Origin of the sequence: Microcoleus sp. S13_B4, from assembly GCF_036700885.1 — a bacterium.
In the GTDB taxonomy this organism is placed as follows: domain Bacteria; phylum Cyanobacteriota; class Cyanobacteriia; order Cyanobacteriales; family Microcoleaceae; genus Microcoleus.
On record NZ_JAUBPU010000027.1, the window covers coordinates 1 to 13,230 of the forward strand.

At 44.8% G+C, this 13,230-nt stretch carries 15 protein-coding genes; 3 read left to right on the forward strand and 12 right to left on the reverse strand.

Annotated elements, in window-relative coordinates:
- Window positions 1-119: 119 nt before the first annotated feature.
- The 3 genes from QT994_RS15675 to QT994_RS15685 form a co-directional block, all read right to left on the reverse strand.
- The gene (locus QT994_RS15675) at window positions 120-392 is read right to left on the reverse strand and encodes a hypothetical protein (protein ID WP_333044472.1); all 273 of its coding nucleotides are present in this window, start codon (window positions 390-392) and stop codon (window positions 120-122) included.
- Window positions 393-536: 144 nt separating this feature from the next.
- Window positions 537-1,148, reverse strand: coding sequence for an alpha/beta fold hydrolase (locus tag QT994_RS15680; RefSeq protein ID WP_333175982.1), 612 nt, complete (start codon window positions 1,146-1,148; stop codon window positions 537-539).
- Window positions 1,149-1,150: 2 nt separating this feature from the next.
- Window positions 1,151-1,768 (reverse strand): triacylglycerol lipase, encoded by a 618-nt coding sequence (locus tag QT994_RS15685; protein WP_333175984.1) that lies wholly within the window; start codon window positions 1,766-1,768, stop codon window positions 1,151-1,153.
- Window positions 1,769-2,085: 317 nt separating this feature from the next.
- Here QT994_RS15685 and QT994_RS15690 point away from each other — a divergent pair, with 317 nt between their 5' ends.
- Window positions 2,086-2,547, forward strand: a complete 462-nt coding sequence (locus tag QT994_RS15690; RefSeq protein WP_333044467.1) for a hypothetical protein — start codon at window positions 2,086-2,088, stop codon at window positions 2,545-2,547.
- Window positions 2,548-2,651: 104 nt separating this feature from the next.
- On the opposite strand, the gene QT994_RS15695 is transcribed toward QT994_RS15690, so the two are convergent.
- From QT994_RS15695 to sir, 7 genes are all read right to left on the reverse strand, one after another.
- Window positions 2,652-3,809, reverse strand: a complete 1,158-nt coding sequence (locus tag QT994_RS15695) for a tetratricopeptide repeat protein (RefSeq protein WP_333044466.1) — start codon at window positions 3,807-3,809, stop codon at window positions 2,652-2,654.
- Between the two features lie 201 nt (window positions 3,810-4,010).
- Complete coding sequence (locus tag QT994_RS15700; RefSeq protein ID WP_333175985.1) at window positions 4,011-4,751, reverse strand: PPC domain-containing protein; 741 nt, start codon at window positions 4,749-4,751, stop codon at window positions 4,011-4,013.
- Window positions 4,752-4,804: 53 nt separating this feature from the next.
- Complete coding sequence (locus QT994_RS15705) at window positions 4,805-5,245, reverse strand: lysozyme inhibitor LprI family protein (protein WP_333044463.1); 441 nt, start codon at window positions 5,243-5,245, stop codon at window positions 4,805-4,807.
- A gap of 106 nt (window positions 5,246-5,351) precedes the next feature.
- On the reverse strand, window positions 5,352-5,699 hold the full coding sequence (locus QT994_RS15710) for a type II toxin-antitoxin system PemK/MazF family toxin (protein WP_333175987.1): 348 nt from the start codon (window positions 5,697-5,699) through the stop codon (window positions 5,352-5,354).
- Window positions 5,689-5,919, reverse strand: a complete 231-nt coding sequence (locus QT994_RS15715) for a hypothetical protein (protein ID WP_333044459.1) — start codon at window positions 5,917-5,919, stop codon at window positions 5,689-5,691. Before QT994_RS15715 ends, QT994_RS15710 begins: the two co-directional genes overlap by 11 nt.
- Window positions 5,920-5,999: 80 nt before the next feature.
- On the reverse strand, window positions 6,000-6,776 hold the full coding sequence (locus QT994_RS15720; RefSeq protein WP_333175989.1) for a 16S rRNA (uracil(1498)-N(3))-methyltransferase: 777 nt from the start codon (window positions 6,774-6,776) through the stop codon (window positions 6,000-6,002).
- Between the two features lie 253 nt (window positions 6,777-7,029).
- Complete coding sequence (sir, locus tag QT994_RS15725; RefSeq protein WP_333175991.1) at window positions 7,030-9,021, reverse strand: sulfite reductase, ferredoxin dependent; 1,992 nt, start codon at window positions 9,019-9,021, stop codon at window positions 7,030-7,032.
- Window positions 9,022-9,307: 286 nt separating this feature from the next.
- Here sir and QT994_RS15730 point away from each other — a divergent pair, with 286 nt between their 5' ends.
- Window positions 9,308-9,556: a chlororespiratory reduction protein 7 gene (locus QT994_RS15730; protein ID WP_333175993.1), complete on the forward strand. Its 249-nt coding sequence runs from the start codon at window positions 9,308-9,310 to the stop codon at window positions 9,554-9,556.
- A 194-nt stretch (window positions 9,557-9,750) separates the two neighbouring features.
- Here the strand turns inward: QT994_RS15730 and QT994_RS15735 are convergent, their stop codons facing one another.
- Together QT994_RS15735 and QT994_RS15740 are read right to left on the reverse strand one after the other, a co-directional pair.
- Window positions 9,751-10,131, reverse strand: coding sequence for a hypothetical protein (locus QT994_RS15735; protein WP_333175995.1), 381 nt, complete (start codon window positions 10,129-10,131; stop codon window positions 9,751-9,753).
- Between the two features lie 106 nt (window positions 10,132-10,237).
- Window positions 10,238-11,404 (reverse strand): glycosyltransferase family 4 protein, encoded by a 1,167-nt coding sequence (locus QT994_RS15740; protein WP_333175997.1) that lies wholly within the window; start codon window positions 11,402-11,404, stop codon window positions 10,238-10,240.
- Window positions 11,405-12,179: 775 nt separating this feature from the next.
- Here QT994_RS15740 and QT994_RS15745 point away from each other — a divergent pair.
- Window positions 12,180-13,226: an ABC transporter substrate-binding protein gene (locus tag QT994_RS15745; RefSeq protein WP_333175999.1), complete on the forward strand. Its 1,047-nt coding sequence runs from the start codon at window positions 12,180-12,182 to the stop codon at window positions 13,224-13,226.
- Window positions 13,227-13,230: the final 4 nt, after the last annotated feature.

A 13,230-nucleotide genomic window follows, 5' to 3' on the forward strand; every position in this document is an offset into this window, starting at 1 on the left:
GGTTTAACTGCTTATCAATCCATTCAACAAGCTCTCTCTATTGATGGCTCCCTTTTTTCCCCTAGTTGAGCAATTACGATTTTGGATATTCTCAGGAATTTGACGGCGAGCTGACATTTCTATACTGTAGGCTGAATCTGGCCCAAGAAAAGATTGCGGACAGTCCGATTGACAAAACTGAGATAATCGTCGATCTCTTCGTAAAGATTCAGTTCTTGGTCTTCTTCGGGATTGAGTTGCAAATTTTGTTGTTTTTCCAACAGTTCTTCTATGCGATTTTTGACTGTTGTAGAGGCTCGGAAAATCGGTATTCCTTCCACTAATTCAATGCGAACTGCTCCTTCTATAGGCAGAGTATCTCGCAGCTTTTCCAGTTTTGGCAGGACGATCATAATTGTTGATTTTATGGGTTTCAATCAAGATTATATCAATAAATTTTAAATCCGTCTAGGTAGACTCAAAAAGACCGAATCCAGAATCCCTACTTTTTAAAAGATTCGGGGTTTTAAAAGCAGAGCGTTTTACTTTATAGCCAGCTATTTATCAATCTTTAATGGTTCTGAAAGTGCTTCAGCGACCGCTTTTAAACTGCTGGAATGCCTCGCCATCATGGCATGGGCGAAAACAGACAATTTTACATCTTTGGCAGCCGATATTTGGGAACTAGAAGCCGGTACGATGATGAAATCCCAATCTGTCCAAATCGAAGTAAAATTGAGCTTTTCCAACAAGGCAGCATCTCGATTTAAATCTTCCAGAAAAGCACTCCCAGGACGCATTTGGATGCAGCCTTTTCCCCAAAGAGTGTAAGCCATCCAAGTACCGCTGTGAGGAGAAGATATGGCAATAAAGCGCTGCACTCGGTTAAGGCCGCCTAACCTTTGCAGGTAGTAGCGAGTTGCTAAACCGCCCATGCTCAATCCTACTATATCTATATACTGTTCGGGTGCAAAGGTTTTGTCTATATAATCTGCTATTTGTTGGGCTAATTCGTCTATGCTGGCGTTGCCCCAATGGGGCGAGAGATTGAGGGTGTAGACTGACCATCCCAGTTGGGTGAGGTAGGCAGACATTTTGTGAAAAATTCCCGATTTTCTGAAGATTCCGTGAATTAGCAAGACTGGGTTGTGGCTGAAATTGCTATTCATTTTTAAGTGGGAATTTTATTTTCAATAGGTGCTTTGAGTTCTTCAACTACTGCGTTAATACTTAGGGGTTCTGTCACCATTTGGCGGTGCAGCAAAACGTTGACTTTAACTTCTTTACCTACTGGCATTTGGGAGCTGTTCGCCGGTACAATCATTATGTCAAAGGGCGTCCACATTGATGTAAAGTTTATGCGTTTGAGCATTGTCACATCTTGATTTAAATCGCGCAGCAAGCGACTATCGGGGCGCATATCCAGGTATCCTGGTAGGCGTAGGGAATAGGCGGTGAGGGTGCCGTGGTGGGGCGAAGAGAGGGTGATGAAACGCTGTACGCGGTTGATTCCTCCGAGTCGCTGGACGTAGTAGCGGCTGACGATGCCGCCCATGCTGTAGCCTACTATGTCTAAAGATTGTTCTGGATCGAAGGTTTCAGAGATGTAGTCTGCGAGTTGCTTGGCCAGTAAGTCGAGCCCGAGGCTGCCGTCGTTGGGGGTGAGGTTGAGGCTGTGGACTGACCATCCAAGTTGGGTGAGGCGGGCGGACATGGTGTTGAAAATAATCTTTGTGTCCCAGATGCCGTGTATGAGGATGACGGGATTGCGATCGAGCGAACTGTTCATTTGAAAAGAAAATTGCTTGCTGATTACAGCATAGATTACTGCCCTAGGGAGTTTTACCCCTACTAGGACAGCTATGGAATCGGATCGAGGTACGATCGGCAATTAGTGGGAATCGCTAACAAATTCTGAGATACTTGTAAATAAGTGCAAAGCAGTGCGAGTATTTATACCTAAAATTTGCTTTGATGAGGTAGCTTAGATATAGCCAAATGTAAATTTTGATGAATAAATGTAGACAAAGGTTGCCATAGCTCGTAATCTAACTTTGTTGATAAGCTTGTACAAATTTCTCTAAAAGAACAAAAGGAGTAAGTCTAATGTTTGGTTTTATCAAAAATTTCTTCGGCGGTATTTTCGGCTTTTTTGGCAGACTGTTGGGCTTGAAAAAGTCGGAATATTTCCTAGATTTGGGCGAATCTGGAGCTAAGGAACCAGCAAAAGTTGCGCCTGCGAAGGCTGAGCCTGTTGCGATCGCATCGGCAAAAGTTGAGCCTGTTAAGTCTGAGAAGTCTGAGAAGTCTGAACCTGCTAAGAAGGCTAAGGTAGAGAAAAAGTCTACCAAAGATAAAGAACCAGTCGCTAGCGTTCCTGCTAAGACTTCGGAACCCGCGAAGGTACCTGCAGCGGCAGCAACTAACGGGAAAGTGCCGAGTCAAGCTGAACCGAATCGGACTTTTGCTCCTAATAATTTAATGCCGACACCAAATGGAAGTCGTCGAACCCCTGGCCCCAGCATGAACAATTTCCGGGAAATGGCTCGTCAGGTGAAAACGAAGTAGGAAATTGGGAATTGATAATAGGGAATTGGGCACTGGATAATTCCTAATGCTGGCGTTAAAAAATTAAAAATGGGATTCCTGATTTTTAATTTTAACTCTTTGTTCTATTCCCTATTTTCTTGGTTTCTGAGGAAGGCCAATCCGCTGTATAGCTGAAAAGCTGAGTCCCAAGGAGTTTCGGATTTGCGCTCGACTTCTATATGAGATTCGATCTTGCTCAACATATTAGTGTAATCGAGCACTGTCTCGGCAAAGGGCGTAAATTCTGACCAAAGTGTAACGTCAAGCTGGCGATCGAATATTTCCAGTAAGTGATTCCAGTTAATTCTGGTGGTACTTTGAGGAATCTGTTGAGAGTTTTTGACTCTGGATGTTTTGTTTTTCGGGTTCGGTGAAGTGGGCAGAACCGCAGAAGCTTTGGTGAAGTCAACTCCTTGTTGAAATTCGTAACTTTGGTCGCAAATTCGCAGAATGCAGTTTCTGCTGGGAATGTGTAAGTCACAGATTTGAGCGTAATCTTGCCTAATTTCTCTGTGGCGAAATTGCTCCTTTCTTCGGTTGGGGGAGTAGTCCATGACTTCGATGAACATCGGCAACAAGCCTTCTACTCTTTGGGTAACTTCTGACCAGTTAAAGTCGATCGCACCGAGTCGATCGAGTTGATCTTTGCAAACAACGGCTGGTGAAGAGAGAGACTGGAAGTGTTGCACTCGGAAGATTTGGATTTTTTGAATATCGCTTAGGGTTGCCCAAAATACGGGAATGCCAGCGTTGAGGAGTTCTTGACCATAAATTCGGAGTTCGGCGATGGGGCCAGTTTTGTAAAGTCTCCAGCCGCGGCTTTGGATTTGCATCCGGGTTGTGTAGGCGTCGATTTTAAAGATTCTGCTGATATTTTGAATGGCGGCGGGTTTGTTTTCGGGACTCACTGGTTCCAGGATGAGGAGTCCGGGTTCCAGGTTGCTGGGGTCGTTTTTGGCGGTTTCTATGGCTTGTTGGCGGACGTTTTGTTGGGCGATTTCAATCCGTTGAATAGCTTGCCGGGTCTGGGAGACGATTTTGGGGTTGGTGATGTCGCGGAGTATTTGTTTGTAGCTGGTTTGGGCTTTTTCGAGGTTGTTGGTTAGTTCGTAGTAGCGGGCGATATAGTATTGCACCCACGGATTTTCGGGCGATTCTTTTTGCAGTTGTTTGATGAGTTGGGCGGCTTGTTTGTAGTCTTTACCCTCTAGGGCGGCGGCTATTTGGTTGATGTCTGTCATGGCGGTTGCGGGAATGGCGTTGTTTCTATCTTGGCTGATGTTTGCTTGGTTCCACCAGTGGTTAACAATTTTGGCTGTTGTGTTAGTTGGGAATTTTGGGCTGTTGGGAAAAATTAAGATTGGGATTTTTAACCGCAGATGAACGCGGATGAACGCGGATGTGTATAGATGGATGTTGAGTGGATGTAAAAAAAATATAAGTTAAAGTTGATTGGAATTAACGCTTAATGTGTAAGTACCTTTGCTTGTGCGATCGCCTCCTTTTACAACTATTTTATAAGTGCCGTTACTAGGCAATTTTACGGTGAGTTGAGATTCTCGGCGATTCTGGGAGTTGCCTGTTTTTTGGGCAATATTTTTGCCGTTGATGTCTAACAGTGTTATGTTGTGGTCGAATGCTCTGCTTTTGAGGTCGATCGTAATAGATTGACCTGCCCGTCCTGGAAATGTGTGTTCGCTGGGGTCGCCGTCTTTGAGGGTTCCCCGCTGCTGTAGGATGGAAAGGGAGGTGAGTTTTGGGCGATCGACATTGCTCAATTCTAAGCCGTAATTGGTCACGGGTGCTTCGGGGCCATTTCCTTCTCTGACAGCGATGATAAAGGCTGTTTTGTTGTTGGGGTCTCGGAGTATTTTGTCAATAAATTGGGATTGTATTTGTTTTGCTGTTAGAGGTTTAGGTTGGTTGAAGTTGGGTTTTGAGGTACAGAAAAGCACGGCTCCGTCTAGATAGCGGGTGGCGTAGAACCAGTAGTTTTGACTGTTAGTTGTAAATTCGTTGCGGCTAAAGATAGTGAATCTTTCAAGTTGCGGTAGTTGCTGGTTACGGTTACAATTTTTATCGATGTATATTTCGTTGGCTGATGGCTGTCGCTGGGCGAAAACTGCTGGTACGGTGGTGGTTACAATTGCTGAGATGAGGGTGAAGGGCGATCGGCTTTTCATAAATACTTGTTTCTATTTATTGTTGTCAGGTATTGTACGCTGTACTTGCTATTTTATCTATATTTTAAATACTTTTCTAATTCCGCAGTGCGCTGTTTCGTCATGCGCTCCAAACATTCATTAAAAAAACCTCCATAACCGGTACCGCCACGACTTTTATAAGCTTCAAATTCACAGGTTTTATCTCTTAACTTAATCCATCCTAATTGTGCTTCCGTAAGAAGTGAGCGCTCTTCGTCGCTCAATGAGGAAGTTAGTTCTTTGTAAACCTCGTTCAGTCGTTTATCCGAGGCCTCATAACTCAACCGAATACAAGTTCTGACTTGTGCATCTCCTTGCGGGCGATCGCAATTAATCTGTTGAGCAATGGGAAAGCTCGGAGATTGTGCAGAAACTGATGTTGTACCCAAAATTGCCAAAAGCGCGTGAAGCGAAGCTATCCCGTAGGGAATCGACAAAAAGCGCGATCGACCTTTTCTCAACTCTATTTTCATGACTCGTCAACCCATTTATCTGATAATTCCTCTTAACACGAGACAGAGTGGATTTGATTAATTTAAGTATTTTTTTATATTCACTGAATTAAAACGCCTTTTTTTATCAGATTCCAAAAGTGTGCTTGAGTGCTGCATCTACTGGCACCATATCCGACAAAATACCAATTTTGCGATCGATTTCAACTTCTAGAAGCGTCACAAGATTGTCTGTCATAATTACCGAGTCAGCTAGCAATCCCGTTTGCTGCCCTTCCGGTGTTGCTAGGGAAACAAAAACCCGGCTTGGGTGTCCTGAACGGGCTAAGTTGCTAGTAATCATTGCCGTAATTGTTTGCCCTAAACCAGTCCCCAGATTATTAGCTTGAACTATCAAAGGTGGACGGCGTTTCGCAGTACGTAAATCTGAGCTGGGGAACAAAACCAAAACCACATCACCGCGACTATAAGGCATCGTAAGCATCCATCTCCGGTAGTTCCCAATCAGGAGCAAATCTACTCAACCGAACCCGTAAATCTGCTGCTTGTTCCTGGTTGATACCGCGAGATTGCAAGTTTACTAACGCTACTTTTGGCATAAAAGTAACAATAACTTGCGCTTCTTCTATGTCAGCGGGCATTTCCAATAACTCAATTTTGCCATTTCGGTATATCCCCTCTACTGACTGTAACATATTACTCCTGTGATAATTATCTATTTACATTTTAGCTGCGATCGCCAAACCCATCAAGTCTCAGATTAGCTTGGTGGATATTAGCACTTCTCAAATGCCGCGCCCACTAAAGATAAAGCCACAATCGGTGCTGTCACCGCTCTTAAAATTCTACTCCCCAAAGATACAGCTTCAAAATTAAATTCGATCGCTCTTTTCACCTCACCCTCAGTCCATCCACCCTCCGGCCCAACAGCAATCACAATCGATAATTCTCCCCAAGCCGGGGGCGGGCACGGGGACACCGCCCCTACAAAGGGGGGATCGAAACTACCAATCAAACAATCCCACAAATGTCGATTTTCCCCGCGAGCAACACAAATATATCGAGATTTTTGAGCGCTATCTTTCAGAGCAAATTCAAACGAAATAGGATCTAAAATCGTCGGCACAAATTGACGTTCCGACTGTTCCGCCGCCTCCGCAGCAATCCTTCTCCACCGATCGACTTTTTGATCGCTTGGTTTGAGCAAAGTTCGATCGCTCGTTACCGGCACAATACTTGCCACACCCAACTCCGTCGCCTGTCTCACAACCTCGTCAAAGCCGTTTCCCTTGGGCAATGCCGCCATCAAAGTTACTTCAACTGGTAGCTCCCTGTTCACAGCAATCTCCTCTGCTATCGAGGCAAATAACCCGGTTTCCCGTGCTTCTAGGACTGCTAACCACCAATGTCCCCGTCCGTCCATTGCAATAAATCGATCGCCCGCGTGCAAACGTAGCACTCGATTTAAATAATGCTGCTGTTCCCTAGTTAAGTCGATTTTGCGATCGCAAATTTGAGGGGCAGTAATTGCTAATCTTTGTAATTGAGGCATTGAATTTGGGATTGTTTGTTTTCTATTAGAGATTTTTTTTATTTAACCGCAGAGAACGCAGAGGAAGAGAGAATGAGAGGAGATAGGCAGGCGGGGTTTCAACAGTTCAAAAAACAATAAAGGCAAAGCATCTACAACCGGAATTATTTTACAAATTCAAGTTTTTTTCTGCAAATGCTCTGCCTTTATATTACTTTTGCCAGAAGTCTATTGAATACAATCGAAAATCACAAATCGATAATCGAAAATTGGCTTATCCTTCCTCCTTAATCTTCTTTAAATAAGTGGAAATCGCCTCTGTAGCTAGCTGTGTAATCGGCTTGCCCTGACGGGCTGCTTCTTCCTTGAGCTCGTTGTAGATTTCATCGCGGACGCTAATTCGACGGCGGACTTTGCCACCGCCAGCAGTGGCAGTCTCGTTTTCATCGCCGTTACTAGACGTAACTTCTAATTCATTAATCTCAGTTGTCATCGAGTCAGCAGATTGGTAGTTGGTTACAAATTGACGGATAGATTCTAACCCGACGCGATCGCAAAAATTGCCAAAACTCTCGCTCAGTTGCCGTTTTTGCTTGAAATAAACAAAAATCGGCTCCAGAAAAGCTTCAAAATCCTTGACGTGCAGCTTTTCCTCAATGGGTTTTGCCAGCCGCGTTTGTTCTGGAGAACCGCCCAGCCAAATCTGGTAGGATTCCGGCGAACTCCCGACAAACCCCAATTCTGCCATATAAGGGCGGGCGCATCCATTTGGGCAACCAGTCATCCGCACCACCAAATGCTCGTCTTGTAAGCCCACTTTGGTTAAAAGCGCCCGAATCCGCTCTAAAATGCTCGGCATCACGCGCTCAGATTCGGTAATCGCCAGCCCGCAAGTCGGCATTGCCGGACAAGCCATTGCATAGCGCACTAAGGGGTCGATCGCAGTTTCTCGCTGAATGCCACATCGATCGAGTATTCCCTGAATTTCCTGTTTGATATCCGGCGAAATATCGTAAATCAGCACGTTTTGGTGTGGCGTCGCCAGTATCGGCAAGTTGTGCTTCTGGACAATTTCCCGCAAAGCTGTTTTTAGCTGAAATGAACCTTCATCCTTAATCCGGCCATTATCCACAGAAATGCCGACAAACAGCTTGCCGTCTCCTTGTTCGTGCCAGCCCAAGAAATCAAAATACTGCCACTCAGGCAGCGGTTTAAAGGCTTCTAGCGACTTGCCAAAATATTCGGCTACTTTTTCGCGGAACCACTGTACACCTTTGTCGTTAATCAGGTACTTCAGCCGCGCGTGCCGTCTGTCTGTGCGATCGCCGTAATCTCTCTGGGTTGCTACAATTGCCTTGACCAAATCGTAAACATCATCCTTGGCAACATAGCAAATCTCATCCGCAACCCGCGCAAAAGTCTCTTCTTTGTTGTGAGTGCGGCCCAAACCGCCGCCAGCAAACACGTCAAAACCTTGCAACTCGCCAGCTTCATTGGTAATTACCACCAAGCTCAAATCCTGAGAGTACAAGTCAATTGAATTGTCTCCCGGCACGGTAACGGAACACTTGAACTTGCGCGGCATATAATGGCTGCCGTAAATCGGTTCTTCTTTGTCGTCGCTAAAGATTGTGCCGTTGCCGTTTTTCTGTCTGGCGGCCTTCACTGCGGGGTCTTCCTCGGCCGAAACAGCTTTTTCGCCGTCCAACCAAATTTCGTAATAAGCACCGGTTTGCGGCGTCAGCAAATCGGCGACATTGCTAGCGTATTGCAGCGCATACTTGTATTCTGGACGATTTTTGTACGGTGCTGGCGGTGCCATGATGTTGCGGTTCAAGTCGCCGCAAGCTCCCAAGGTTGACCCCATATTTTTAATAATTGAGGAAAACACTGCTTTAAGATTTTTTTTCAACACGCCGTGAAGTTGGAAACCTTGGCGCGTTGTGACACGGATCGTGTGGTTGCCGTATTCTTCAGATAGCTGGTCTAAGGCTAAGTATAATTGCGGCGGAGTGAACCCGCCGGGATTGCGGGTGCGGAGCATGAACTGATAGTCTTTTTCTTGTCCTTTAACTCGATTGTCGCGGTTGTCTTGCTGGTACGAGCCGTGAAATTTGAGAATCTGAATCCCGTCTTCGGTGAAGTGGGTAGTTTCTTGTAACAGTTCAGTGGCAACGGGTTCTCGTAAATAGTTGCTGCGTTCTTTGAGACCTTCTGATTTAGAGGGCTTGCGCGCAACAGGGGTTGAAGTGGAAGATGTGATCATGGGAATGTATAGTGCCAGTTATAATTAGATACAGCCGATCGAAGATTTCTTGACAATTTGACACTTGACAAATTTGCACTTGACAAATCTCCTCAGAAATGCTGTGTCGGATCTGTTGACAACTCGGTTAACAACTAAGTTAATAACGGTAATCCGCTAGGAATTCTGATGGTGCTTAATTGTAACACGATCGAGCTGGGGCTGGAAAATTGTAATTAAGAGTTTATACTTTCGATCGCTTAACTGCACGAAATTTTACAAATAATTAACCTCAACCTTTGAAACTATGTCACTGTATGACGAAGACACCTTTGTGGTCTTAGAAACAAACCAGTCAGAGCAGTTTTTGACTGCGGCGGAACTGTTAGAAAAGCTGAAAGCCGTGTTAACCGAGGAACACGAAGATTTGCCGCAGGACGTGGATAAAATATCTGGCGTGGAAGCTCAAGCCAAGTATTTAATTAATACTTATTGTGAATTAGATGTCGGGCCTGGAAAATTTTTGCAGTGGTATGCTGTGCGCTTGGAAAAGTAATTTTGGAAATAGGGCATCGCGCATAGGGCATTGGTTATTCAAACCAACAAGTAACAAGTAACAAATAAAAAATAACAGGTAACAAGTAACAAATAAAAAATAACAATCAACTAATGCCCAATGCCCAATGCCCAATGCCCCATGCCCCATGCCCGATGCCCAATTCCCCATGCCCCATGCCCAATTCCCAATGGTTAATCTTCCAACTGTTGAACCGATGATACTTCAACTGCGGTAACATCGATCGTACCGGGCGGTGTCAAGCGACTAAAATGACCTTCCTCTATTTTCAGAGGTTCGCCACAGTTGGCACACTGAAACTGAGTTTGATTTAAAGCTGGAAATTCGTATTGACAAACTGGACACTTGTCATGAATTAAATTGCGTTTCAGCCACCACTGAAGCGCGAAAAATGCGACCACAGGCGTCAGCAACAAAAAAGCTACTACAATCAACACTGATTTAACTATCCAACCCAAACCAATTGACACCAACAAACACGCGATGCCCAGCAGTATCAGCCAATTGCTAATACGGGGTAGCTTGAAAGATATTTTGGGGGTGCCTTGGTTCACGGTGGTCTCCTTGGGTGTCTTTGCAGGTAGGCCTAACTCTATCCTACTCAGAAATTAAGGCGGTCGATCGAGTTAATTTTCCCATTGTACACCCAGAAACCGCTCTCTACGGCATAAGTTTATCTGACCCAGAGGGTTGAAAAATTCCTTGTAAGGATTGACAAAGGGATTGAAAACTAAATCTTGCGAGGGTTTGTTCCCTCAACCAGTGGCGATCGCACCTTTTATCCTCTCCTCGCAGCATTTCCACACAAGCAACCGCTACTGCTGCTGAATCTCGGTGAGGAACTCGCCATCCCAGTTTACCATCTTGCAGCGGATCGGCTGACCCGTCCGAGTCCCCCGCCAGCACGGGTACTCCGCAAGCCAGCGCTTCCAAATAAACTATACCGAACCCTTCCTGGGAGGGCATTACATAAGCATCAGCCAACTGGTAATGTGCTGGTAAATTTTCTGTCGGTACAAAACCCGCAAATATTACTCTTTCGGTAACACCCAAATCTTCAGCAAGTTTGACTAATCTAGGTTGATCGTCTCCGCGTCCAATAACTAAGTATTTCACATTGGGAAAAGTTTTGGCTATTTGGGGCAAAGCTTGAAGGGTGACATCGACACCTTTGTAAATATCGCTCGCTCGCAATCTGGCTACAGTCATCAATATTTTAGCACCAACCAAATTGTACTGCTCTAATAAATCCTCTGGCTTCGGCCCAGTCGTAAATATATTTTTATCTACAGTACAAGGCACTATTTGGAATTTTTCGGGATTTAAGTTGTTAATTTCGCAAGTGCGATCGCGCGTGTACCTGCTAATAGTCCATATGCTCTCAGCTTGTCTCATTGCTGTTTGATATTTGGGCCCAAGCGGTCCCCACACTTCCTTGCCGTAAGTTAAAATAGTGTAGGGAATTCCCAGCGGCTGGCATAAAGTTTGAATTAGCGGTGCGAGTTTGATGTGACCGCAAAAAACCCGCTGCGGTCGTTTTTGCAACAAGCGAGTTAGTAATACTGTAGCAAACTTAAGACGGTCAAACCCGGGATTCTCGGTCTTGAGGTAATAAAATTTCAGATTTTTTGACTCGTAAGGATTGTTGCTGTCTGGGGAATCTCGCAACAGCAAAACTTCAGCTTGTGGCGGCGAGTTTGTCCCTACGGTTATGGACAGGTAAGCTTTGAAAATGTCCTTAACGTAGGATTGAATGCCGCCTTCGCTGGCAAATATTTCTAGGAAACAGAATAGGTGATTTGCCGATCGCATCTCAGATTTACCCATTGACAGCGCAGACAATTATTGCAGTATAGTGATTTGGCCAAAAAGGGCGATCGGCATTATCCAGAGCTTTTAAACCATGTGATGATGAGTATAATTGCAGGTTTTACAGGCAAATATTTTACTCCCCTACTCTTACCGTTGGTTTTGAGCGACGATCTGCTTTTTTACTAGGGGCTTTTTAACTAGCAGCATCGGTGAGTGCGAGACTTTTTTTGCAGTTTACTATAATCTACCGTAGTTGACTGTAAACTTAATAATTTTTTACATCTTTTACAATATTAAACACCCAGCAAAATTTAAGATTTATTGAGTTGAGGCGGCGCATCCGACCAGACTGAAGATTAGCAAAGCGTTACTGAGCGAGGCTCTCGCATTTTTAGTCTTTGGTAAAAGTATTGTATATCCAAAGATAGATATCGAGCCAGTATTTAATTGTTATCATCACCCAATATAGAGAGTTAAATTCAATATGACTCTGCCAGCTTTTAAAAGCAATTTCTGAAAAATTTTGTCGAAAATATTCTCCTAAAATTTTCTCAAACTCATAAAATCAATGCTCATAAAGCATTGAGAAAATTCAAGCATCGTTGATGATTTTGCATGGAGGACAGAGACGGGATATTTGTATCTTGTCTGTTGTTCGCAAAAGCAGTCTAACGAGCCGAGCAAGAAAGTTTTACGAGCAGAAAAGAAACAAGGTTTTGTACAATTATGTACAAACAAAAGCCGCTCACCTAAAACATTAGGTGTTCGAGCTTAAACCTAACAAAAGCTAATGTTAGGTTGGCAACGTCATATTTACGATCGACTGTCTCCAAACGAGCATTCATTGGAGTTTGAGGTGAAACGAGTAACGATCGCACTCAGTCTTTTTAGTCTACTCAGCAGCACTCTGGCAAGTTGCACCGCAGCTTCCCAGAACGCTCAAAACAGCACACAACCAAGCAACTCCGAACTTTCATCAGTTGCTGTAGCAGTCCGCGACCTCGGCAATCCATTCTTCGTACAAGTTGGCAAGGGTGCTGAGGCCGAAGCCAAGAAACTCGGCGGTGCAAATGTGAGGACAACTCTCGTTTCCAGCGGCGACGATTTAAATCAGCAATTTAATCAAATCGAAAACTTTATTGCCTCTAAGGTCAGCATGATTGTACTCAATGCTGCTGACACCAAAGGCATCGCCCCCGCTGTCGAAAAAGCCAAGCAAGCCGGAATTCCGATAATTGCAGTTGATACCGCCGCCGAGGGAGGCGTTGATGCCACAGTTACTTCAAATAACGTGCAAGCTGGCGAAGTAAGCTGTCAATATATAGCCGATCGCTTGAAAGGAAAAGGCAGCGTTGTGATTATCAATGGACCTCCCGTCGCTTCAGTAGTCGAGCGAGTTCAGGGTTGCCAGAGTGTCTTCTCCAAATATCCAGAGCTCAAGGTTCTTTCCAAAGATCAGAACGCAGAAGGCAGTCGCGATGGCGGGTTAAGAGTGATGAGCGATTTGCTTACTTCTTTCCCAAAAATTGATGCTGTTTTTGCAATTAATGACCCCTGTGCCATTGGTGCAGAATTAGCCGCCAAACAAGCACAAAGGAGCGAGTTCTTCATTGTGGGAGTCGATGGTGCACCTGAAGCTTTAGATGCCCTCAAGCAGAACAACAGTCTATTTGTGGCTACAGCAGCTCAAGATCCATTTCGCATGGCAGCCAAGGCAGTTGAAGTCGGCAACGACATTCGGAAAGGAAAAAAGCCAGCCGATCCAAACATTCTGATTCCAGTCGCGCTGATTACTCGCGAAAACGTCAATCAACATAAAGGCTGGACAAGCGAGTGACCTT

Excerpts from the sequence above, each read along its gene's own strand:
- QT994_RS15700 (WP_333175985.1), bottom strand. The coding sequence starts at position 4,751 with ATGAAAAGCCGATCGCCCTTCACCCTCATCTCAGCAATTGTAACCACC.
- sir (WP_333175991.1), bottom strand. The coding sequence starts at position 9,021 with ATGATCACATCTTCCACTTCAACCCCTGTTGCGCGCAAGCCCTCTAAA.
- QT994_RS15730 (WP_333175993.1), top strand. The coding sequence starts at position 9,308 with ATGTCACTGTATGACGAAGACACCTTTGTGGTCTTAGAAACAAACCAG.
- QT994_RS15695 (WP_333044466.1), bottom strand. The coding sequence starts at position 3,809 with ATGACAGACATCAACCAAATAGCCGCCGCCCTAGAGGGTAAAGACTAC.
- QT994_RS15685 (WP_333175984.1), bottom strand. The coding sequence starts at position 1,768 with ATGAACAGTTCGCTCGATCGCAATCCCGTCATCCTCATACACGGCATC.
- QT994_RS15745 (WP_333175999.1), top strand. The coding sequence starts at position 12,180 with ATGTTAGGTTGGCAACGTCATATTTACGATCGACTGTCTCCAAACGAG.
- QT994_RS15680 (WP_333175982.1), bottom strand. The coding sequence starts at position 1,148 with ATGAATAGCAATTTCAGCCACAACCCAGTCTTGCTAATTCACGGAATC.
- QT994_RS15710 (WP_333175987.1), bottom strand. The coding sequence starts at position 5,699 with ATGCCTTATAGTCGCGGTGATGTGGTTTTGGTTTTGTTCCCCAGCTCA.
- QT994_RS15720 (WP_333175989.1), bottom strand. The coding sequence starts at position 6,776 with ATGCCTCAATTACAAAGATTAGCAATTACTGCCCCTCAAATTTGCGAT.
- QT994_RS15740 (WP_333175997.1), bottom strand. The coding sequence starts at position 11,404 with ATGGGTAAATCTGAGATGCGATCGGCAAATCACCTATTCTGTTTCCTA.
- QT994_RS15705 (WP_333044463.1), bottom strand. The coding sequence starts at position 5,245 with ATGAAAATAGAGTTGAGAAAAGGTCGATCGCGCTTTTTGTCGATTCCC.
- QT994_RS15690 (WP_333044467.1), top strand. The coding sequence starts at position 2,086 with ATGTTTGGTTTTATCAAAAATTTCTTCGGCGGTATTTTCGGCTTTTTT.
- QT994_RS15715 (WP_333044459.1), bottom strand. The coding sequence starts at position 5,919 with ATGTTACAGTCAGTAGAGGGGATATACCGAAATGGCAAAATTGAGTTA.
- QT994_RS15675 (WP_333044472.1), bottom strand. The coding sequence starts at position 392 with ATGATCGTCCTGCCAAAACTGGAAAAGCTGCGAGATACTCTGCCTATA.